Here is an 18,350-nt window from a genome sequence, read left to right as displayed (position 1 = left end):
GCTCCCACGGGCTCCCGCAGACCGCCCTTCGGGCAGACCGCTTCGTCAACTCATTACATTTGCCGGACGACCCTGCCGGATGCGTGGCGTGTCGCGGAAACGCATGAACCCGATGACAAGCCAGAGGAGGCCGGCGATTTTCATCGAGAAGATCGCCGTTCCCCCGATCATCATATTCAGAAAAATGAAAAGAGAAAGTGAATGGGCGCAGCGCCGTTGCGCCGCACTCGTGCCTGCCGGAAACAGGCAGACGAAGAGCCAGAAGGCGATGACGCCGAAGATCGTCGCGCCGTAGACGAGATAGACATAGCCGCTATCGGCGAATTCGGCGACCTTGTCGACCGAAAGCCCGAGAACCGCCAGCGGATCGAGATCCATCAGCTTCTTCATCGTCAGATTGATGCGCCCGGTGAAATTGTCGCCGATCGCGGTCGGGTCCTTCATGTAGACGAGGAAACCGGCGAAAACGATGAGCGGCATCAGCGCCAGATTGAGAACCTTGGGGATTTTCGGAAAGACGAAATAGCCGCCGATGCAGCAGATGGAGAAGATCAGCATCGTGCGCGTGTCGTTCGTGGTCAGGATCAGCAATGCGGTTGCGATGGAAAGCGTCCGGTCGATCCGCGTCAGCCGGTCCCACATCGAAATCAGGTAGATCGCGATCACGCCGCAGAAATTGGCAAGCGATACCTGCTCCAGGAAGATCGACGACGAACGGTGGTCGATGATGCCGAAGGAGAAACGGCCGGGAAAGCCGAGCGCGTTCTGGAACAGGCCGGTCGTGTTGAAGCTGAGCGGCTTCAGCCCGCGCGTATTGGCGAAATAGTCCGAAGGGTGCACGATGCTGACATAGAAGGGCACGCTGATGATCTCGAAGATCAGGAACAGCAGCACCATGAAACAGGCCACCCGGAAGATCAGCTTCAGCGTCCGCTCGTTGCACCAGCCTCCAAGCCCGGTGAAGCAGAAGATGATCAGCACATTACGGAAATGGTCGATAAAGGCCATGCGGTTGAGCGCACTGACATAGATCGTCACGATCAGCGTGAAGAGCATGAACAGAAAGGCCGCGAGGTCCTCCTCGTAGATCCCCTTGTGCAGGATGTAGACGATGGCGCTCGCCATGATCAGGCCTTCGCTCGCCGCCACATGCGTCATCGAAAGCGGCGTGACGTTATGGTTTATGAAGGCCAGGATGCCGTTGTAGAGAACGGAAAGCAGCCCGAGGATCAGGATCGGGTAATCGAGACGCGAAGCCGCGCTCGCGGTTTCGGCCATCGTCTGCAATCTCGTGCCTGTCTCGCCGATTGCCGCCATGTCACTGCCCCGCAGGCTTCACCGCCGTGCAGGCGGCAGCCGGTTTGGGCACCATCTGCTCGAGCAGACGCATCTGGGGGCGCTCGGGCGTGTCGCGCGGCTGCACGTTGAACGGTTCGGTGGGCGGCCACCATTCTCCGGCCGCCCAGTAGGAAAAGCCGATCCACGCATCGCTGTTGTCCGACATGGTGGTCAGCATCGCCTTCAGGCCATCGAGGCAGTCCGCGTTCGCCGACGCGCCGAATTCGCCGAGAAAGCCGCGTTTGCCGTTCGCCTTCAGCCAGGCGGTCACATTGGCGATGGCGTCGGTCGCCGCCTTTGCGCCTTCGCAGGTATCGTGCGTGCCGGAGGAATCGGCATCGAGATACTGATGGAACTCGTAGGCGTAGAAATCGAGCGGATCATGCACGCCGAGCATGACGCTTCCGTTGGCGCCGCCGATCACGTCCGTCTGCCAGCTTGCCGCTCCGCTCCAGGCCGTGCCGGGAACCAGGATGAGATTGCGCGCCCCGACCGCCCTGATGCCGCGGATCGCGGCATTGGCGGCTTTCAGCCAATCGGTTGCGGGAATGTCGTGCGGCTCGTTCATCAGCCCGAAGAGGACGCCGTCCTGATTGGCGAATTCGACGGAAAGCCGCGCCCAGAAATCGGCAAAGGCCGCGTTCGTCGCCGGCGGCTTGCCGACCTGATCCTTGTCGTAATAGCCGAAATTGTGCGGATCGAGCAGCACGCTCATCTTGTGCCTGCGCACCAGTGCCACCGTATTCTTCAGGCGCTGTAATTCGTCATCGTCGAGCCGCGCGCCAAGCGTCGGCTGCAGCCGCTCCCAGCGGAAGGGCAGGCGGATGATCGTCATGCCCTTCCCGGCGAAATAGCCGATCGTCTCTTGCGAAGGATAGGTGTAATTCGTGCCGTAGAGCCCGCCGCGCTCGCCATATTCGGCGCCGGAGAGGTTGACGCCGTAATAGCAAAGCGGCGCGTCAGCGGCATGGGTGGCGGACGATATGCCCATAACGGCGCCAGCCAGCAGCCTGTGCAGCAGTCTTTTCCGTTTCATGGCTATCCTCGGGTCGCGGCAGATCGCCACGTCGGCTTCGATGCCCGGCATCTTAACGGTCCGTTAGCTAAGAATTTCTAAAGTCGCTGCGTCTCGGCCATCCTTTCTCGCCGGGCGGATGCGGTGATATGAATCAGTATGACGGGAACAGGGTGAGCCGCTTGCCTGCCTGGCGCAGTTATGAGTCGTCTCAGCCTGCGCCTGAAGGCGCGCGTGCGCGCAGCCCGATCATCCGGCCGACCGATTTTGTCCCTCCGCCGCCACCTCCGGACCCCCTTCCGGTTCGCCCGGCAGCGACGCAAAGCAGGCCTTTCGAGCCGCAACGTCCGGATATTCCGCCGGTCTCCGAACCGCCGGCGGCACCTGAACCTGTGGTCGGGCAGGCGGTGGATGCCGCCGGACCGTTGCTCGACATCAGGTCCGCGGTTGCCGCCGTCTGGAGTAGGCGCCTCGTTGTTGCCGGTCTCTGCCTCCTCGGCGCGGCCGCCGGCGCGGTGATCGCGCCTCGTATCCCGCAGAAGTTCACCGCCGTTGCCGCCCTCTATTTCGATCCGCGCCAGATCGGTCTTGCCGACGGCGGCGCGCAAAACGCGACCGTCTCGCCGGAGATGGTCTCGACGCTGATCGACAGCCAGGTTCAGCTGCTGACCTCGGGCAACGTATTGCGTCGCGTGGCCGACGCCATGAAGCTCGACCAGGACCCGGAATTTACCGGCGGCAGGACGGATGGCGCGGCCATCATCGGCACCCTTCAGAAGGCGCTGCTGATCACGCGCGAGAACAACACCTACGTCGTCTCGCTTGCCGCGACCACGCACGATCCGGAAAAGTCCGCAAGGCTCGCAAATCAGGTCGTTACCTCCTTCATGCAGGAGGAAATCAGCGCGTCGAGCGGCCTCTACGAGACCACCTCGTCGGCGCTCGACGGTCGCCTCGACGATCTGCGCGCCAAGGTGCAGGAGGCGGAACAGGCGGTCGAAACCTTCCGCGCCGACAACGACATGGCGGCCACCGAAGGCAACCTGATTTCCGACCAGCGCCTTTCGTCCCTGAACACGCTGCTCGTCACCGCCCAGGAAAAGACCATTCAGGCCAAGGCGCGCGCCGATGCGGCTGCGAACCTGCGGGTCGAGGACGTCGTCGCCGGCAGCCAGACGGATGGTGCGGCGGGCACGTCGCCGCTCGTCAGCCTGCGGCAGCAATATGCCGCCCAGGCCGCCGTCGTCGGCAGCCTGCAGAGCCAGATGGGGTCGCGCCATCCGCGCCTTCAGGCCGCGCGCTCTTCGCTCGACAGCATCGGGGCGGAAATCAAGGGCGAATTGCAGCGGGTCGCGACCTCGGCAAGGGCCGAATACGAACAGGCCAAGAAGGCCGAAGACGATATCGCCAAGGAACTGGCGGTGCAGAAAGCGCTGCAGGCCACGACCTCGGACAAGCAGGTGCAGCTGAACGAACTGCAGCGCAAGGCGACCGCGGCGCGTGAGCTTTACGAGGCCGTGCTGAAACGCTCCGGCGAGACCAGCGAGGAACAGAACCTCGCCCAGAGCAATATCCGTGTCGTTTCGCCCGCCGAAGTTCCCGTCAAGGCGGATGGACCGAGCAAGAAAATCATCATGGTCGCCGGCCTGATCGGCGGTTTGCTCGCCGGTTTTGCCGTCGGTGCGGGCTTCGCCATCCTGGCCGGCCTCTTTTCCCATCCAACCGTCAGAAGCTATTTCCGCAAGCCCGTGCCTGCCTCCGCTTGATGGCGGCCGTCGATCTTCCTACATCGTGGAGACGGGCGCCAGGTGAAGATGCCCGCGAAAGAGGTTGTCATGCGCATCGTCGCGGTTCTTCTGCTGTCGCTTGTTGCCGGCGCCTCGGCTGCGCCCGCTTCCGCCATCGACTGGCAGAGTTCTGGCAGGCAGGCGGTACAGCCGCTCTATCCCTATAAGGATCTTCCCGGCGTGAAGGCGCAGCCGGACAAGAAGGTGGAAGAATCCTACGACTGCCATACCGAAACGGTCCAGGTCCGCCGCCGCTTCGACCAGATCTTCCGCTCCGGCGGCATGCCGACCCTGATGTATGTCTGCGAGCGGGACGGCTTCGTGACCATGGACAGCCGCGTGCCGCTGCGCGGCCACTACCAGCCGGTGCGCTGAAAGCGGCAGGGGGCCTTCCGGTCAGACGTTGCGGAAGAAGTCGGAGAGGATGTCTCGCTTGCTGTCGCGGAAGGCGAGCCTGTTTTCCGGTCCCTGATAGACGATCTTCCCGCGCTCCGTCTCGCGATTGATGACGCTGACGCCCTGCGAGATGATGCTGCGCTCCCGCACCAGGCTGCCGCCGATCACCGCGGTGTTGGGATAGAGGATGACGCCATCCTCGATGACCGGGGCAACGCCGTGGTTCTTGCCGACGGTGGAGTTCTGATAGAGCACGAGGTGGTTGCCGTAGGTCGCCTTGGCGAGCACGATCCCGACCGAATGGCCGATGAAGAAAACTTCCGGCATCTCGATCTCGTAGAACAGGTCGATCGCGTTCAGCTGCTTGTTCAGCAGGAACAGCTTGGTGCAGAGCGCCGCGGCCTTTTCGTGTTTCCAGATCGTATTGGCGAGATAATAGAGAAAAATGCAATACTGCGACGAATGCAGAATGTCGAAGCGGCCAGCTTTCCAGACGGCGACATTCGAGATGCAATGGTCGAGCCTTCGCAGCGCTTCAGGCAGGTGTTTCTCGACAAGGCCGAATTCGGTTTCGTCGCCGAAAGGGATAAGCCTGCGGATCTGCTCGCAGCAATAGGCCGCAAGCCTGCTCGCTTCCAGATTGAGGATCTCCATTTTCGTTCCTTCAGTCGAGTGCGGACAGGATTGGTGAAAGTTTGTCGGCCACGGAGCCCGGCCGCCAGCCGAATTCCACCGCCATGCGCGTCACGTCGATATCGGGTGGAGCGGCAGGGACTGTCTCGGAATCGAAACGGATGTGGCGTCCGCTCGTTTCCCCGATGAGAGCGGCCAGGGCGTCGTTCCGGAGATTTCGGCCGGAAGCGACGTTGTAGATATCGGCCTTGCCGGAGACGGCGATATGGATGAGGCCGTCCACGACATCATCCATATGCACGTAATCGCGCGAGAAGGCCGGCGAGGAGGCAAGCCGGATTTCCTCGCCGCGTGCGGTCGCGGCAATCCTGGTCAGAAGCTGCGGCAGAAAGCCGTTGTCGCTGCCGTGATCGTCATAGACGGAGGCGAGCCGCGCGATGCGCGCCCGTCCCGGCCCGAGCGCCAGGCATGCGGCTTCGCCCATCAGTTTCGAGAGGTCGTAGAGATGGCGCGGCTCGCGTGGCGAGACCGAAAAGGAAAGGTCTTCGAACGCCCGGCTGCCGGGGGCAAGTCCGTCGTAGAGCCGCGTGGACGACAGGTAGACGAGCGAATCGTAGGCCTTTGATTGCAGCACGCGGGAGACGAGGCTCACATGCGCTTCGATCGTATCGGCCGGCCGCCGGGCGAAATCGGCGGTCAACCCGGCGCAATAGAAGATATGGCCGTGCGAAACGCCATGCTGGGGCCAGCCCGTGTCCCGTGAGGGCAACCGGCAGGTCCAGCCCATGGCCTGCAGGCGCCGCGTCAGGGCCTGCCCGATAAAACCGCCGGCGCCGATGATCGTGGCGGTATTGCTCTCAGCGCCCATTCACTGTCTCCAGCCGATCTGCCGCAACGGCGTGCCGATATTGATCGAATAGGCCTCGACACGGCCGCGCACGAGCGACATGGCGCCGATCACCGCTCCATCCTCCACCACGGCGCCGTCGAGAAGCACGCATCCGGCGCCGATCCAGACATCCTTGCCGATCACGATTCCGCCGCGCGAAGGTTTGAACCGCTGGTCGCGGATCAGCATGTCCCGCCGGCTATATTCGTGATTGACGGGGGCAAAGACGCAATTGGCGGCGATCGCGCAATCGTCGCCGATGGTGATGCCGTTTCCCGTGTAGAGGACGCAGCCGGAATTGATGACGACGCGCTCGCCGATCAGCAGCTCGCCGCTGCCGCCGGCAGGCTTGATCTTGACGAAACTGTCGAGCACCGAGCCGGCGCCGATGACATAGCGGGTTCCCCGCTGGCTCTCCTCGATATCGGCCAGAGGCGAAATGCGGCTCGTCGGATCAGCGATCAATGGCATGAGATTTCCTCGTCGGGCAGATCGGTGCAATCACATCGCCAGCGGCTCGATGAGATCCTCTTCGCAGAAGACGAGGTTCTGTGGATAGCCCTGCTTCAGGTAGATATCCCGATCCGCCTTGTTGGCGACGAAGACCGCGGCCCGCTCGGCGGCGCCGTCCGGCATATCGCCGGCATTGTGGACGACTTCGATATTGGCCCGCAGCCCCAGTTCCCGCAGCAATCCCTCGATCGATGCCGGATCGGTCATGCCGTGAAGAACGAGCCGGTTGACTTCCGCGGCCGAATTCGTCGCCCAGGCCAGGGTCTGCACCGCCGCCATCAGCGGCAGCTGGCCCCTTACGCCGGCCACGTCCGGATGGTTGCCGAAACCGGCAAAGCAGAGCCGCGAATAAAGCTCGTATGATTTCAGATATTCCTTCTTGGCGAACCAGAAGCGCAGGGCGACCGCCATCCGGTTGAAGGTAAAGTGCTTGATCATGGCCTCGTACTGAACGACGGACTGCTGGTCGAAAGGCAGCTTGCCGCGCTTGACGCCGAGATTGACCATATATTCCAGGCCGCCGCGATAGCGGTCCCAGGCCGTCAGCAGTTCGTCGTTGCCGGCCTGCGGACGGTCGCGCGGAATGGTCGATACAGTCACCGCCCGATAGAAGGGCGTCTTGCGGAAGGCGATGGCGCCCTGGTCGAGATAGTGGGCGAGATGCGAGAAGGCCCAATAGGAGAAATAGCGCGGCACCCATGCCGAACGCAGGGCCGATGCGCGATAGATGCCGATTTCCGGAAACACGTGGCTCTCGACCAGGAAGGCGAAGACCCCGAGGAAGTTGCGCCGCTCGTATTTCGTGTCCGCCTTCACGTCGTAGAACAGGGTCTGGTCCACCTTCTGCACTTCGTCATGCAGATACCACGGGGCGTAGCAGGCGGTGACGTCGGGATTGGCGTCGAGATATTTGATCGTATTGACGATGCCGCCGATGATCAGCATGTCGTCGTCGGCCAGGTAGATATTGTACTCGCCGCGCGCGTGGCGGAAGGCGCTGGAGAGGTTCGGCTCGTAGCCGAGGTTCTCCTCGCGGCGGAAGTAGCGGATCGGCAGTCCCTTTTCGATATAGCGGTCCACGACTTCGCGCGTATTGTCGGTCGAGGCGTTGTCCGAGATGACGATCTCGTACTTGTAGGGAATTTTGTAGTCGGTGACGAAATAGCGTAGCGCCTTGTCCAGGAACACAGCGCGATTGAATGTGGGCAGGCAGATGCTGAGTTTTATGGCGTCCACGATTTTTCTCCGCTGTCGTAAAGGTCGTAGGTGGCGTCGCGATCGTTCATGATGACGGGTTCGAAGGGCCACTGGATGGAAAATGCCGGGTCGTTCCAGCGAACTCCGCGCGTGAGTTCCGGCACATAGATCTCCGACATCTGGTAGAAGAGCCGGCAATCGTCTTCGAGCGTCAGGAAGCCGTGTGCGCAGCCGGCCGGGATGTAGAAGGCGTTGTGTTTTTCCGCGTCGAGTTCGACGGCGGCCGATTTCAGGTAGGTCGGCGAATCGCGCCGCAGGTCGAGCGCGACGTCGAAGACCCTGCCGCGCGTGGCGCGCACCAGCTTGTTCTCCGGCCGTGGGTGGGCCTGGTAATGCATGCCGCGCAAGGTGCCGCGCTTGTGGCTCTGCGAGACGTTGCACTGCGGGTAGACGGGCGCAAGACCGTGATCGGCAAAGCTCCTGGCATCGAAGGTCCGCGCGAACATGCCGCGCTCGTCGCAATAGGCATCGACTTCGACGACGAAGGCGCCCGAGACCGCGGTCGGGAGGAACCTCATCCGATCACCGTCAGTTCAGGCACGGCGACGGCGAAGCGCCCGCCCCAGGCACCGACCCTGCCATTGGCCGCCACGACCTCGTTCTTGATGTTCCACGGCAGGATGAGGACGTAGTCCGGCTTCGTCTCGTCGAGCTTCTCGGGCGCGTGGATCGGCAGTTTGCTGCCCGGCAGGAAATGCCCCTGTTTGTGCGGATTGCGATCGACGACATAGGCGATGAGATCGGTGCCGACGCCGCAGAAATTCAGGAGCGTGTTGCCCTTGGCGGCGGCGCCGTAGGCCGCGACCGTCTTGCCCTCGCGCTTGGCTTGCTTGAGGAAGGCAAGCAGACCGTCCTTGATCGGCGCGACACGGCTCTGGAAGGCTTCGTAGGTTGCGACCCGGTCGAAGCCGGCGGCCGCCTCGTCGGCGCGCACCTTGGCGACACCGGGGCAGAGGGGATGGGCGGTGGACCCGGTGCGGCAGGCCAGCACGCGCAGGCTGCCGCCATGGGTCGGCAGCTCTTCCACGTCGAAAACCTTCAGGCCGTGGGCGGCAAAGACCTTTTCGACGGCGAGCAGCGACAGATAGTAGAAATGTTCGTGATAGACGGTGTCGAACTGGATGTTCTCGATCAGCCGCAAGAGATGCGGAAATTCGACGCTGACGACCCCATCCGGCTTCAGCACGGCCGAGAGCCCGCCGACGAAATCGTTGATGTCGGGAACATGCGCCAGCACGTTGTTGCCGATGACGATATCGGCGGCAAGGCCGCGGGAAACGAGGTCGGCGGCGGTCTCCTTGCCGAAGAAGCGCGCCTCCGTCGGCACGCCGGCCTGGCGCGCCACATCGGCGACGTTTTCGGCGGGCTCGATGCCGAGCACCGGCACGCCGGCGGCGACGAAATGCTTGAGCAGGTAGCCGTCGTTGCTCGCCACTTCGATGACCTGCGACGTCTCGTTCAGGCCGAAGCGCTGGCGCGCCATGATCGTGAACTGGCGGGCATGTTCCACCCAGCTGTCGCTATAGGAGGAGAAATAGGCGTAGTGGCTGAAGATGTCTTCCGGCGGCACGAAGGCGTCGGCCTGCACCAGCCAGCATTCGGAGCAGACGAAGGCGCGCAGCGGATAGGAGGGTTCCGGCTGCCCGAGCTGCTCCTGCGTCAGATAGGCATTGGCAAGCGGCGTCGAGCCGAGGTCCACGAAACTGTGCTTCAGGGGAGCGCCGCAGAACCGGCAATTATGCGCTGTCATGATCTTGCTTCCTCATAGGCCGCGATCTGGCTGAGCGAGAAGGCGCGCATGTCGGCGCCTTCGCGGTTGGCCTTGTACCAGGCGGCGGTCCAGTCGATTGTCTGCTGCAGGCTGAGGCGCGGGCGCCAGCCAAGGGCGGAAAGGGCTAAGGCGGAGCTCAGCGTCAGTGCCGGCGCTTCCGGCAGGTGCTTGCCCGGTGCCTGCTCCCAGACGTCGTTGACGCCATGGGCAAGGCCGAGCGCTTCGGCAAGTTTCGAAACCGTGGCGAAGCTTTGCGGGTCCGGCCCGAAATTGAGCGCATCGGGCAGTTCACCGCCGTCCGAAAGCGTCAGGGCCTCGGCGAAGGCCAGATAGCCGCCGAGCGGTTCCAGCACATGCTGCCAGGGGCGGATCGCCTGCGGGTAGCGGAGCTGGATCGGTTGGCTGCTTTCGAAGGCGCGGATGAAATCCGGAATCAGCCGGTCCTTGGACCAGTCGCCGCCGCCGATGACATTGCCGGCGCGCACCGTCGCGACCCGGATGTCACGATCCTTGAAGAAACTGTCGCGGTAGCTCTGCACGACGAGTTCCGTGCAGGCTTTCGAATTGGAATAGGGATCCTTGCCGCCGAGCGTATCCGTTTCGACGAAGGGGATGCCGCTGCCGTTGTTCGCATAGACCTTGTCGGACGTGACGACGATCACCGTCTTGACCGAGGCCGCCTCGCGCACCGCATCGAGGACATTGGCCGTCCCCGTGACATTGGTGGCAAAGGTTTCCGAAGGGCTTTCGTAGGAGCGCCGCACGAGCGCCTGAGCTGCCATGTGGATGACGATCTCGGGCTTGCTATCGACGAGAAGCTGCTTGAACGCGGCCGTATCCCGGATATCGGCGATATGGTGGTTCTGCCCGTTCCAGGGCGAAAGCCGGACATAGAGAGAGGGATCGGTCTCGGGCTGCAGCGAAATCGCCGTCACCTCCGCCCCGAGCTTCTCCAGCCACAGCGAGAGCCAGGATCCCTTGAACCCCGTGTGCCCCGTCAGGAACACACGCCTGCCATTCCAGAAATTCGTCAGGCCCATATTTTCCACGGCGCCTTTCCGGAACTCCAGAGTTCTTCGAGCTGCTGGCGCTCGCGAAGCGTATCCATCGGCTGCCAGAAGCCGTTGTGGCGGAAGGCGGCCAGCTGCTTGTTCGCCGCCAGCCATTCCAGCGGGCCAGCTTCCCAGATAGTGTCGTCGCCCTCGATGAGATCGATGACGGAAGGATCGAGCACGAAGAAGCCGCCATTGACGCGCTGACCGTCGCCCTTCGGCTTCTCGATAAAGGCGGTGACCACGTCGTCTTCGATATTGGTGGCGCCGAAGCGGCCGGGCGGCGTTACCGCGCACATGGTTGCCTTGAGTCCGTGGCTGCGGTGGAAGGCGATTTCCGAGGCGATGTCGATATTGCCGACACCGTCGCCATAGGTCATGCAGAAAGGCTCGTCGGGATTGAGGTGATTGCGCACGCGCTTGAGGCGGCCGCCGGTCATGGAGTTCGTGCCGGTATCGACGACCGTCACGCGCCAGTCCGGCTTGGAACTCTTGTGGTATTCGATCGCGTTGGTCGCAAGGTCGACCGTGATGTCGCTGTGGTGCAGGAACAGGTTTACGAAATATTCCTTCAGCATATAGCCCTTGTAGCCGGCACAGATGATGAAGTCCTTCAGGCCGTGATGGGCGTATATGTTCATGATATGCCAGAGGATCGGCTTTTCGCCGATCTCGACCAGGGGCTTGGGCCGCACGCTGGTCTCTTCGGCGAGGCGCGAACCAAGACCACCCGCCAGAATTACGACTTTCATTTCAAGCGAACTCCAAGCTCTCGAATAAAATTCACGGCCGCCGGCATCGCCTTGCAAATATGTCCGGTATGCGGGCAACGATCTCCAAGGAGCGGCACGGCAGTCACTTCATCGTGAAGCCGGTATCCGATTTCGTTCTTGTGCGAGGCTTGCTTCAGGCAGCGCGAAAACAGCCGCCGGCCGGCCGCTCATCGCCGGCCCGGCAGGGCGGCTTATCGATAGTGTCTTGGAATTGCTTGCTGTTTGGCAACGCCGCGTATCCGCGTCGTGCGCCTATGATTTTTTAGGGGTAAGAAAAGCGTTCTCGGGGAACGCGGAATTCAAAGGATCCGGTCGATCTTCTTCTGGATATGCAGGTTGGGCATCAGGCCGGCCGTATGCGCAGCCCGATAGGCGTTGCGCGCAGCATCGAAGGTCACGCCCCACATGATGGCGCTCAGAAGAAAAGCGATGATGTAGACCTGAATCCGCATGGAGCCATCGAAATGGAGCAAGTTGGCATTAATGTGGCGATTCTGAAGCAAGCCCGCTCCGGGGCGGTTCTCGACAGAAGCTATTGAAGAACAAGCTCTTTCGAGAAAGGAAATGGTGCCCAGAAGAGGACTCGAACCTCCACGCCTCGCGGCACAGGTACCTGAAACCTGCGCGTCTACCAATTCCGCCATCTGGGCGACGGAGAGCCATGTAAGGGGGTGGCTCTTTGCTGTCAACAGGGTTTTTGAAGTTTTCCTGACAGTCTGTGAAAAAGCTTCATGAGGCCGCGCTCGCTCCCCGCTGGCCGGTGGATGGCTCAGCGCGATTTTCCACCTATATAGGGATAGTGGAAAGGAACGTGCCATGTTCGACCTTCGCCCCGTTCTCCTTGCCGGCCTGCTCGCCGCGGTGCCGCTGGCCGGCGCCAGTGCCGCCTCGCCGTCGCTTGGACCTGTCAATACGCAATCGACGATTTGCGACTATCGAGGCTGCTTCGGTTTCGGTCCGCAGCAATGGCACCGCCCGGCCTATGTCCAGCCGAATTTCCGCCCGCCGAATGCGGCCGGCCCGAAATACTATCAGCCGCCGGGAACCTTGCCGCCGAGGCTGACCTACGATCCGCCGCCGCTGCAGCGCGTGCAGCCCTCGGCGGAGAACCAGGCCCGCCATGTGGAATGGTGCCGCAACGAATACCGGTCCTACAATCCGCGCACGGATCGTTTCCTGACCTTCGAAGGCATCTACAAGACCTGCCGTTCGCCCTATCGCTGAGCGTCAGCTCTCCAGCGAGGCGCGGTCGGCATGGCCGAGATCGCGGTCGGGCTCGATGATGTCGCGCACCCGCTGTTTCAATTCCTTCGGCCCCGGAAAGCCGCCGTCGCGCTTGCGCTCCCAGATGAGCTCGCCATTGACGCGGATCTCGAAATTGCCGCCGGTGCCGGGAATGAGCGCCACTTCGCCAAGGCTGTCGGTAAAGGTCTGCAGCAGTTCCTGCGCCATCCAGCCGGCGCGCAGCAGCCAGTTGCATTGCGTACAGTAGAGGATGGTCACACGGGCTTTGTCGGTCATGGCAGGCTCCCTTTTCCTGCTGGACTTAGAGGCTTGCGGAAGGCGCCGCAATGCTTCGGCGGCCGAATCGGCGGGCGGAAAGTTCGGATTCAGTCTTTTTTGATAATTTTCCGTTAGCTATTCCTGATTGGTGTCTTCGCGTATGGGTGAAGCGCCCCGGTTGTTGTCTTGCGTCACGGTGCTCATGCGTTCCACGGCTGTCCCAGCGATCCTTCTTGCCTGCCTCGCTCTGGCGGGCTGCTCGTCGGCTTCCGGTCCGGAAAGTCTTTCGGCCGGCGTCACTCCGAAACTGTCGAAGGACATCACCGCTTCCGTAACCCCGCCACCGGCATCCGTGCCGCAGGCCGCGGTGGCTGCGGCCGAAACGGACGATACGATGCCGCAGGCAAGCCTCGCCTGGGACGCGCCTGTGCCGGAGCCGCGCGCCTTCTCGGCAATGACGCCTTCCGCCGTCTCGCAGCCCGGAATGCCGGTCCCGAGCGAACGTCCGGTGGAATTCGCCATGGCGGCCGCACCGGCCATCGAGCCGCCGACGCGCGGCCGCTCGCGCGTCTACGGTTACGGCTTCCGTGATGCCAAGCCGATCAACTTCGGCAAGATCTCGCCGCGCAAGCTGGCTGTCCACGGCGTCGATGTCTCGCGCTGGCAGGGGGATATCGACTGGGAGACGCTCAGGACCCGCGGCGCAAACTTCGCCTTCATCAAGGCCACGGATGGCGGCGACCATCTGGACCCGATGTTCAGGACCAACTGGCGTCGCGCCAAGGAAGCCGGCATCAAGCGCGGCGCCTATCACTTCTTCTACTGGTGCCGCACGGCCGGCGAACAGGCCGACTGGTTCATCCGCAACGTGCCGCGTGATCCCGATGCGCTGCCGCCGGTCATCGACGTGGAGTGGAACGGCGAATCGAGCTGCAAGGTAAAGCTCTCGCGCGCCCGCGTGCTGGAAAAGATGCAGGTCTTCATGGAGAAGATCGAGCGCTACTATGGCAAGCGCCCGATCATCTACACGGCCCCGGATTTCTATGCCGACAATCTCGAGGGCGCCTTCCCGAACTATCATTTCTGGCTGCGCGCGGTCGCCCAGCATCCGTCGAAAGTCTATCCGGGCCGCAAGTGGCTCTTCTGGCAATATTCCGGCTCGGGCCTGTCGCACGGCGTCGAAGGCCGCATCGACCTCAATGTCTTCCGCGGCAGCGAGGAAGAATGGCACCGCTGGGTGGCGGGGCTTTAGGGAAATCGGAATCTGAACCGCGTTTCAGCGCAGGCGTCAGAGCCGTGCCTCGAGCACCAGGTTGAACGGTGTGGCCATTGCCCGGCGGAACCGTGTGAAGCCTGCCTTGCGGAAGATGTCAGCCAGCCGTTTCTCCCCCGCCTGCGCGCCGAGCACGATATGGCCGCCGTCGGAGATCGCGTGGGCGCAGCAGATCGTCGTCGAGGCGGCGTAGTACATGCGTGCGACCGGTGAAATATTGTCGCCGACGGCGTCCTTTGCGTATGGCTCGACCAGCATGACCGTCCCGTCGCGGGCAATCGTCTTGGCCGCGTGTTTTGCGACGGCCAACGGGTCGCCCATATCGTGCAGGCAGTCGAAGAAGCAGATGAGATCGTAGCCTGAGCCCGGATAGGTATCCGCCCGCGCCGTCTCGAACGTGACCTTCCGCGTCCCGCCTGCCTTGGCTGCAACCTGCCGAGCTTCTTCGAGCGATTGCGCATGCGAATCGAAGCCATGAAAACGCGAGGCTGGAAAGGCCGCGGCCATCAGTGCCGTCGAATGCCCGTGGCCGCAGCCGACATCGGCGACCAGAGCGCCGGCCTTCAGCTTTTCGACCACGCCATCGAGCGCCGGCAGCCATTCGGAGACGAGGCTTGCCTTATAGGCATTGCGATAGAGCGAGGCGACACCGCAATAAAGCCGCCCGTCATGGTCGCCCCAGGGGATGCCGGCTCCTGTGCGAAAGGCATCCAGCGCCTTGTCCTCGTCGGCCCACATCGACGCCGGGATTGCCCAGGCTGCCGCCAGGAAGACCGGGCTGTCCTCCTGTGCCAGCACCATCGCGTTTTCCGCCGGCAGTTCGTAGCTGTGGCTGGCGCTGTCGTAGATCACATAGCCGCCCGCAACCTGCGAGCCCAGCCATTCACGGATGTAGCGCTCTGCGCATCCCGTGAGCGTCGCAAGCTGGCGCGAACTGACGGGACCGGCCTTTGCCATCGCCTTGTAGAGGCCGAGCCGGTGCCCGATGCTGACCATCACGCCGCCATAGCCGGCAGAGAGGTCGCCGATTGCCCGTGAGACGATGAGGTCGAGCCTGGCTGCATCGATCGTCCCGTGCCTTATCTGATCCATTTTCTTCTCCTGTCGAAATATTCGGAATGCGAAATGAATGACAGGAGGCAAGGCCGGGCGGCAGAGCGGTATGGACCACAAGCGGGCCATTTGCGCCAATCTGCGCGTCGGTGTAGGCAGAAGGGCGAATGACGCGGCCGTTTCTTCCGGGGGATCAGATGCAAACCGGTGCCGATCCAGCAGCATCCGAATCTCTTCATGTGAGCCTCGTGGCCATCCCCGAGGCGGTGGTCTCGACGCTCGGCGGCATTTTCGATGTCATGAACGCCTTCGCCGTCCTGCCGGCGGCGAGCGATGTCATCCGCGGCGGCCCGCCTTTTCGCGTGGAAATCGTCGGCGTCACTGCCGAGCCGCTGGAGCTTGCGAGCCGGGTGCCGATCACCGTCCAGCGCAGCATCGCATCGCTCGACCACACCGATATCATCATCGTCCCCTCCGTCCTGTTGCCGGCGGACGGGTGGAGAAAGGGGCGCTATCCTGAGCTGATCGCATGGGTCCGTGCCATGCATGCCCGCGGCGCGCTGATCTGTTCGGCCTGTTCAGGGCTCTTCCTGTTGGCCGAAACCGGGCTCTTCGACGGCATGGATGCCACCGTGCATTTCGGTTACGCCGATGCCTTCCGGGCAAGTTTTCCGCAGGTGCCCGTCCATCCGGAGCGCGTACTCGTCGTCTGCGGCAGGCGCGAGGAGTTGATCAGTTCCGGTGCCTCGATGACCTGGCATGACCTTGTTCTTTACCTGATTGCACGCCATGCCGGCGCTTCGGCGGCGCAGGCGATCGCCCGCTTCTTTGCGCTGCAATGGCACCAGGACGGGCTCGCCCCCTACATCGTCTTCGAGGGGCGCAGGGACCACGGCGATACCGCCATCCAGACTGCGCAGGAATGGATCTCCAGCCATTTTTCGGTCGCCAATCCCATCGAAGAGATGGTTCGCCGCGCCGGCCTGACGGAGCGAACCTTCAAGCGTCGCTTCACCCAGGCGACCGGTGTCAGCCCGATCGCCTACATACAGCGCTTGAGAGTGGAGGACGCCAAACGGCGGCTGGAGCGCACCGATATGCCAGTCGACGAAATCAGCTGGCAGGTCGGCTATGAGGAGCCGGCCTTTTTCCGCCGGCTCTTCAAACGCATGACGGGCCTGGCGCCCGGCACCTATCGGCGCCGGTTTCGCATGCCCGATTATGCCCGGCCGGCAAAAGGCTGAAGGGCTTACTCGTCGCCCATCTTGAGCGCGGCGATGAAGGCTTCCTGCGGGATCTCCACCTTGCCGAACTGGCGCATGCGCTTCTTGCCTTCCTTCTGCTTTTCCAGAAGTTTGCGCTTGCGGGTGGCGTCGCCGCCGTAGCACTTGGCCGTCACGTCCTTGCGCAGCGCCGAGATCGTTTCGCGGGCGATGACGTTGCTGCCGATCGCGGCCTGGATCGGGATCTTGAACATGTGCTTCGGAATCAGCTCCTTCAGCCGCTCGCACATGTCGCGGCCGCGCTTTTCGGCGGCGGCGCGGTGGACCAGCATCGAAAGCGCGTCGACCGGCTCGCCGTTGACGAGGATCGACATCTTCACGAGATTGCCTTCGCGGTAGCCTTCCAGATGATAGTCGAAGGAGGCATAGCCCTTGGAGATCGATTTCAGGCGGTCGTAGAAGTCGAAGACCACTTCGTTGAGCGGCAGCTCGTAAGTCACCATCGCGCGGGTGCCGACATAGGTCAGCTCGGTCTGGATGCCGCGCCGGTCCTGGCAGAGCTTCAGGATGCCGCCGAGATAATCGTCCGGCGTCATGATCGTCGCCTTGATCCACGGTTCGCGGATTTCAGCGATCTTGACGACATCGGGCATATCGGCCGGGTTGTGCAGCTCACGCTCGCTGCCGTCGGTCATGGTCAGCTGGTAGACGACCGATGGTGCGGTTGCGATGAGGTCGAGATCGAACTCGCGCTCCAGGCGCTCCTGGATGATTTCGAGATGCAGGAGGCCGAGGAAGCCGCAGCGGAAGCCGAAGCCGAGTGCGGCAGACGATTCCATTTCGAAGGAGAAGGATGCGTCGTTGAGGCGAAGCTTGCCCATCGCCGCACGCAGGTCTTCGAAATCGGCCGCATCGACCGGAAACAGGCCGCAGAAGACGACCGGCTGCGCCGGCTTGAAGCCCGGCAGGGCCTGCGCCGTCGGGCGCTTGTCCTCGGTGATCGTATCGCCGACGCGGGTGTCGGCCACTTCCTTGATCGAGGCGGTGATGAAGCCGATCTCGCCGGGGCCGAGGCTGTCCACATTGACCATCTTCGGCGTCAGCACGCCGACGCGTTCCACCTGGTATTTGGCGTCCGTGCCCATCATGCGGATTGTCTGGCCCTTGGACAGCACGCCGTCGATGACGCGCACCAGGACCATGACGCCGAGATAGGTGTCGTACCAGCTGTCGACGAGCAGCGCCTTCAGCGGCGCCTTCTCGCCGCCCGGGCTCTTCGGCGCCGGCAGCTTGTGGACGATCGCTTCGAGCACGTCGGGAATGCCGAGGCCGGTCTTGGCCGAAATCAGCACGGCTTCGGACGCATCGATGCCGATCACTTCCTCGATCTGCTCCTTGATGCGGTCGGGTTCGGCCGCCGGCAGGTCGATCTTGTTGAGAACGGTGATGAGCTCGTGGTTGTTGTCGATCGCCTGATAGACGTTGGCGAGCGTCTGGGCTTCCACGCCCTGCGACGCATCGACGACGAGCAGCGAACCTTCGCAGGCCGACAGCGAGCGCGAGACTTCATAGGCGAAGTCCACGTGTCCGGGCGTGTCGATGAGGTTCAGCACATAGGTCTCGCCGTTATTCGCCTTGTAGTGCAGGCGAACGGTCTGGGCCTTGATGGTGATGCCGCGCTCGCGCTCGATATCCATATTGTCGAGCACCTGCTCGGACATCTCGCGCTCGGCAAGTCCGCCGGTCGTCTGGATCAGGCGGTCGGCAAGCGTCGATTTGCCGTGGTCGATATGGGCCACGATCGAGAAGTTGCGGATATGGGATAGCGGAGTCGTCGAATTGGTGCTCATGCGCGCCATATAGCAGCGCGCTCA

General features: G+C 62.7%; 19 protein-coding genes and 1 tRNA gene. 5 read left to right on the top strand and 15 right to left on the bottom strand.

Annotated elements, in window-relative coordinates; all coding sequences use genetic code 11:
- Positions 1 to 45: 45 nt before the first annotated feature.
- Entirely contained in the window at positions 46 to 1,317 is a 1,272-nt protein-coding gene (locus ACU8HS_RS08075) for a hypothetical protein (RefSeq protein WP_113412599.1), read from the bottom strand.
- Between the two features lies 1 nt (position 1,318).
- Positions 1,319 to 2,374: a glycoside hydrolase family 5 protein gene (locus tag ACU8HS_RS08070; protein ID WP_113412684.1), complete on the bottom strand. Its 1,056-nt coding sequence runs from the start codon at positions 2,372 to 2,374 to the stop codon at positions 1,319 to 1,321.
- Positions 2,375 to 2,502: 128 nt separating this feature from the next.
- On the opposite strand from ACU8HS_RS08070, the gene ACU8HS_RS08065 reads away from it, so the two are divergent.
- Together ACU8HS_RS08065 and ACU8HS_RS08060 are read left to right on the top strand one after the other, a co-directional pair.
- On the top strand, positions 2,503 to 4,119 hold the full coding sequence (locus ACU8HS_RS08065) for a GumC family protein (RefSeq protein WP_113412598.1): 1,617 nt from the start codon (positions 2,503 to 2,505) through the stop codon (positions 4,117 to 4,119).
- 69 nt (positions 4,120 to 4,188) lie between these two features.
- Positions 4,189 to 4,515 carry a hypothetical protein gene (locus ACU8HS_RS08060; RefSeq protein ID WP_112565667.1) on the top strand — a complete coding sequence of 109 codons (327 nt, stop codon included), beginning with the start codon at positions 4,189 to 4,191 and terminating at the stop codon, positions 4,513 to 4,515.
- 21 nt (positions 4,516 to 4,536) lie between these two features.
- Here ACU8HS_RS08060 and ACU8HS_RS08055 read toward each other — a convergent pair whose 3' ends face one another.
- The 10 genes from ACU8HS_RS08055 to ACU8HS_RS08010 all read right to left on the bottom strand — a co-directional run bounded on the left by ACU8HS_RS08055 (position 4,537) and on the right by ACU8HS_RS08010 (position 12,074).
- Positions 4,537 to 5,190 carry a hypothetical protein gene (locus tag ACU8HS_RS08055; protein WP_377313749.1) on the bottom strand — a complete coding sequence of 218 codons (654 nt, stop codon included), beginning with the start codon at positions 5,188 to 5,190 and terminating at the stop codon, positions 4,537 to 4,539.
- A 10-nt stretch (positions 5,191 to 5,200) separates the two neighbouring features.
- On the bottom strand, positions 5,201 to 6,037 hold the full coding sequence (locus ACU8HS_RS08050; protein ID WP_113412597.1) for an NAD-dependent epimerase/dehydratase family protein: 837 nt from the start codon (positions 6,035 to 6,037) through the stop codon (positions 5,201 to 5,203).
- Complete coding sequence (locus ACU8HS_RS08045) at positions 6,038 to 6,529, bottom strand: acyltransferase (protein ID WP_112565103.1); 492 nt, start codon at positions 6,527 to 6,529, stop codon at positions 6,038 to 6,040.
- 30 nt (positions 6,530 to 6,559) lie between these two features.
- Positions 6,560 to 7,807 carry a glycosyltransferase family 2 protein gene (locus ACU8HS_RS08040; protein ID WP_112565105.1) on the bottom strand — a complete coding sequence of 416 codons (1,248 nt, stop codon included), beginning with the start codon at positions 7,805 to 7,807 and terminating at the stop codon, positions 6,560 to 6,562.
- Positions 7,795 to 8,346 carry a dTDP-4-dehydrorhamnose 3,5-epimerase gene (rfbC, locus tag ACU8HS_RS08035; protein ID WP_113412596.1) on the bottom strand — a complete coding sequence of 184 codons (552 nt, stop codon included), beginning with the start codon at positions 8,344 to 8,346 and terminating at the stop codon, positions 7,795 to 7,797. Before rfbC ends, ACU8HS_RS08040 begins: the two co-directional genes overlap by 13 nt.
- On the bottom strand, positions 8,343 to 9,578 hold the full coding sequence (locus ACU8HS_RS08030; RefSeq protein WP_447015723.1) for a methyltransferase domain-containing protein: 1,236 nt from the start codon (positions 9,576 to 9,578) through the stop codon (positions 8,343 to 8,345). Before ACU8HS_RS08030 ends, rfbC begins: the two co-directional genes overlap by 4 nt.
- On the bottom strand, positions 9,575 to 10,639 hold the full coding sequence (gene rfbG / locus ACU8HS_RS08025) for a CDP-glucose 4,6-dehydratase (RefSeq protein WP_447015889.1): 1,065 nt from the start codon (positions 10,637 to 10,639) through the stop codon (positions 9,575 to 9,577). The genes ACU8HS_RS08030 and rfbG overlap by 4 nt, the downstream gene beginning before the upstream one ends.
- Positions 10,630 to 11,403: a glucose-1-phosphate cytidylyltransferase gene (rfbF, locus tag ACU8HS_RS08020; protein WP_112565673.1), complete on the bottom strand. Its 774-nt coding sequence runs from the start codon at positions 11,401 to 11,403 to the stop codon at positions 10,630 to 10,632. The genes rfbG and rfbF overlap by 10 nt, the downstream gene beginning before the upstream one ends.
- Positions 11,404 to 11,723: 320 nt before the next feature.
- Positions 11,724 to 11,876: a hypothetical protein gene (locus ACU8HS_RS08015; RefSeq protein WP_377313742.1), complete on the bottom strand. Its 153-nt coding sequence runs from the start codon at positions 11,874 to 11,876 to the stop codon at positions 11,724 to 11,726.
- 113 nt (positions 11,877 to 11,989) lie between these two features.
- Positions 11,990 to 12,074, bottom strand: a tRNA-Leu gene (locus tag ACU8HS_RS08010).
- Positions 12,075 to 12,240: 166 nt separating this feature from the next.
- Here ACU8HS_RS08010 and ACU8HS_RS08005 point away from each other — a divergent pair.
- Positions 12,241 to 12,648, top strand: a complete 408-nt coding sequence (locus ACU8HS_RS08005; RefSeq protein ID WP_112565114.1) for a BA14K family protein — start codon at positions 12,241 to 12,243, stop codon at positions 12,646 to 12,648.
- A gap of 3 nt (positions 12,649 to 12,651) precedes the next feature.
- Here the strand turns inward: ACU8HS_RS08005 and ACU8HS_RS08000 are convergent, their stop codons facing one another.
- Entirely contained in the window at positions 12,652 to 12,945 is a 294-nt protein-coding gene (locus ACU8HS_RS08000) for a SelT/SelW/SelH family protein (protein ID WP_112565116.1), read from the bottom strand.
- A 184-nt stretch (positions 12,946 to 13,129) separates the two neighbouring features.
- Here ACU8HS_RS08000 and ACU8HS_RS07995 point away from each other — a divergent pair, with 184 nt between their 5' ends.
- The gene (locus tag ACU8HS_RS07995; RefSeq protein ID WP_113412593.1) at positions 13,130 to 14,179 is read left to right on the top strand and encodes a GH25 family lysozyme; all 1,050 of its coding nucleotides are present in this window, start codon (positions 13,130 to 13,132) and stop codon (positions 14,177 to 14,179) included.
- Between the two features lie 36 nt (positions 14,180 to 14,215).
- Here ACU8HS_RS07995 and ACU8HS_RS07990 read toward each other — a convergent pair whose 3' ends face one another.
- Positions 14,216 to 15,292 (bottom strand): methyltransferase domain-containing protein, encoded by a 1,077-nt coding sequence (locus tag ACU8HS_RS07990; protein WP_113412592.1) that lies wholly within the window; start codon positions 15,290 to 15,292, stop codon positions 14,216 to 14,218.
- 158 nt (positions 15,293 to 15,450) lie between these two features.
- Here ACU8HS_RS07990 and ACU8HS_RS07985 point away from each other — a divergent pair, with 158 nt between their 5' ends.
- On the top strand, positions 15,451 to 16,497 hold the full coding sequence (locus ACU8HS_RS07985) for a helix-turn-helix domain-containing protein (RefSeq protein ID WP_113412683.1): 1,047 nt from the start codon (positions 15,451 to 15,453) through the stop codon (positions 16,495 to 16,497).
- 5 nt (positions 16,498 to 16,502) lie between these two features.
- Here ACU8HS_RS07985 and lepA read toward each other — a convergent pair whose 3' ends face one another.
- Positions 16,503 to 18,335: a translation elongation factor 4 gene (lepA, locus tag ACU8HS_RS07980; RefSeq protein WP_447015722.1), complete on the bottom strand. Its 1,833-nt coding sequence runs from the start codon at positions 18,333 to 18,335 to the stop codon at positions 16,503 to 16,505.
- Between the last annotated feature and the right edge of the window lie 15 nt (positions 18,336 to 18,350).

It is taken from the genome of Rhizobium sp. KDH_Rht_773_N, assembly GCF_052946295.1.
The sequence above is the reverse complement of the archived record's forward strand: the minus strand, read 5'-3'. Positions and strand labels throughout refer to the sequence as shown.

Coding starts and splice junctions, on each gene's coding strand:
- ACU8HS_RS08075 (WP_113412599.1), bottom strand. CDS start 1,317: ATGGCGGCAATCGGCGAGACAGGCACGAGATTGCAGACGATGGCCGAA.
- ACU8HS_RS08070 (WP_113412684.1), bottom strand. CDS start 2,374: ATGAAACGGAAAAGACTGCTGCACAGGCTGCTGGCTGGCGCCGTTATG.
- ACU8HS_RS08065 (WP_113412598.1), top strand. CDS start 2,503: ATGAATCAGTATGACGGGAACAGGGTGAGCCGCTTGCCTGCCTGGCGC.
- ACU8HS_RS08060 (WP_112565667.1), top strand. CDS start 4,189: ATGCGCATCGTCGCGGTTCTTCTGCTGTCGCTTGTTGCCGGCGCCTCG.
- ACU8HS_RS08055 (WP_377313749.1), bottom strand. CDS start 5,190: ATGGAGATCCTCAATCTGGAAGCGAGCAGGCTTGCGGCCTATTGCTGC.
- ACU8HS_RS08050 (WP_113412597.1), bottom strand. CDS start 6,037: ATGGGCGCTGAGAGCAATACCGCCACGATCATCGGCGCCGGCGGTTTT.
- ACU8HS_RS08045 (WP_112565103.1), bottom strand. CDS start 6,529: ATGCCATTGATCGCTGATCCGACGAGCCGCATTTCGCCTCTGGCCGAT.
- rfbC (WP_113412596.1), bottom strand. CDS start 8,346: ATGAGGTTCCTCCCGACCGCGGTCTCGGGCGCCTTCGTCGTCGAAGTC.
- ACU8HS_RS08030 (WP_447015723.1), bottom strand. CDS start 9,578: ATGACAGCGCATAATTGCCGGTTCTGCGGCGCTCCCCTGAAGCACAGT.
- rfbG (WP_447015889.1), bottom strand. CDS start 10,639: ATGGGCCTGACGAATTTCTGGAATGGCAGGCGTGTGTTCCTGACGGGG.
- rfbF (WP_112565673.1), bottom strand. CDS start 11,403: ATGAAAGTCGTAATTCTGGCGGGTGGTCTTGGTTCGCGCCTCGCCGAA.
- ACU8HS_RS08015 (WP_377313742.1), bottom strand. CDS start 11,876: ATGCGGATTCAGGTCTACATCATCGCTTTTCTTCTGAGCGCCATCATG.
- ACU8HS_RS08005 (WP_112565114.1), top strand. CDS start 12,241: ATGTTCGACCTTCGCCCCGTTCTCCTTGCCGGCCTGCTCGCCGCGGTG.
- ACU8HS_RS08000 (WP_112565116.1), bottom strand. CDS start 12,945: ATGACCGACAAAGCCCGTGTGACCATCCTCTACTGTACGCAATGCAAC.
- ACU8HS_RS07995 (WP_113412593.1), top strand. CDS start 13,130: ATGCGTTCCACGGCTGTCCCAGCGATCCTTCTTGCCTGCCTCGCTCTG.
- ACU8HS_RS07990 (WP_113412592.1), bottom strand. CDS start 15,292: ATGGATCAGATAAGGCACGGGACGATCGATGCAGCCAGGCTCGACCTC.
- ACU8HS_RS07985 (WP_113412683.1), top strand. CDS start 15,451: ATGCAAACCGGTGCCGATCCAGCAGCATCCGAATCTCTTCATGTGAGC.
- lepA (WP_447015722.1), bottom strand. CDS start 18,335: ATGGCGCGCATGAGCACCAATTCGACGACTCCGCTATCCCATATCCGC.